At 47.5% G+C, this 1,648-nt stretch carries 1 pseudogene; it reads left to right on the top strand.

Annotated elements, in window-relative coordinates:
* Positions 1-1,648: pseudogene (locus ACTHUR_RS10960) on the top strand (hypothetical protein); the annotation flags it as partial.

Genomic DNA, 1,648 nt, shown 5'->3' with positions numbered 1-1,648 from the left:
CTGCAGTACGAGGAAAAATTGAATTTGATGCTGTAACCAGTGCGACCGCGGTTAGTGGTGCAACAGCGACCGGTATTGGTGCCCTGTCAGTAGGAGCATCAGCCAATGCTACGGCTAATGGTGCAGTTGCGGTAGGTACGAGTGCAAATGCAACACATAATAACAGCCTTGCTGTTGGTACAAATGCCAAGGCTACTCAAACTCATGCTGTTGCGATGGGTGCAGATACAAGTGCAAGTAGTTCACATGCAACAGCGATAGGTAAAAGTGCCAATGCTGTTTCTACAGATTCAACAGCATTGGGTGCAGATTCTAAAGCAAATGGTACGCAAGCGACAGCGGTAGGTAAGAATGCACTTGCTAATAATACCGGTACAACGGCATTAGGCAATTCGGCACAAGCATTTGGTATAGGCTCTATTGCTTTAGGCCAATCCAGTGTTTCTCGAGGAAGTAATGGGGTTGCAATCGGTGTTGGTAGCGAGGCTTCTGCAAATGCAGAGAATGCCATTGCAATCGGTACGAATGCGGTAGGTAAGATTACGGAATCTATCGCTGTAGGTAGTTCGGCACAGGCTCAAAGTGCAAACACTATTGCCATCGGTAGAGGTGCAGTTGCAAGCTCTCCTGGTGTCGTTACAAAAACTCCAGGTAGCAGAGATGTGGCTGCGAGTGCGATCGCAATTGGCTTAGAAGCCAATGCAAGTAGCTATGGTGCAATCTCAATCGGCCGTGAAGCGGGGCTGGAGATTCAGAATCCAACTAACGCAACGGCTAATAATATTGCTATCGGTAATACTGCGCGTGTAGGTGATAAAACTGCAAAAAATGTAAGCCAGTCTATTGCCATTGGTTCGGGTAATCACAGAGATACTAATACAGAAGGTAGACCTGAAGGTGCATGGGCACGCGGTGACCAATCTATTGCCATTGGTGGTAATGTTGTGGCTAATGGCAACTCATCTGTTGCCATTGGTGGTGACGATTTGGTGGCGGTAACGAGTACTCTATATTCAGGTAACGCTTCTGACCAGTTTGTTTATTACAATGCAGACGGTAGTGTTAGAGAGCGTTACGCGCTGGCCGGTAAGAATTTGGGTACCATTTACACGAAGATGAGCGGTGATACGATTAGTGGCTATCCGACTACATTGGCCGGTCAAGGCTCTGTTGCCTTGGGTGTTCAAGCCAATGCTACTTCCGATTTATCTTTGGCTGTTGGTACAAGGTCTCAAGCCTCCTCATTTGGTGGTGTGGCTGTAGGTACAGGTGCAAAGGCAACTTTGCTGAACTCTGTAGCTTTGGGTACGGCTTCTAAAACCGATAAAGAAGGTCGGGCATACGTTCAACGTGAAATCATGGGCGTGACCTACACTTGGGCAGGCGGTGCAACTACTGATGCCGGTGATGTTGTGTCTGTCGGTTCTAAAGGTTACGAACGCCAAATCATCAATGTATCCCCCGGCGATATTTCCGCTACTTCCACTGATGCGATCAACGGCTCACAGCTTTATGGTGTCTTGAATGCAATTGAGCGAGTCCGTTATTTTTCCGTTAAATCAGAAGAAGGCAAAACTGACGGTACGAAAAACTGGAACAATGACGGCGCAAAAGAAACCAATTCAATTGCGATCGGACCAAATGCAGC

This window comes from Neisseria sp. P0021.S007, assembly GCF_051956855.1.
This window is presented reverse-complemented; position numbering and strand designations above follow the sequence as displayed.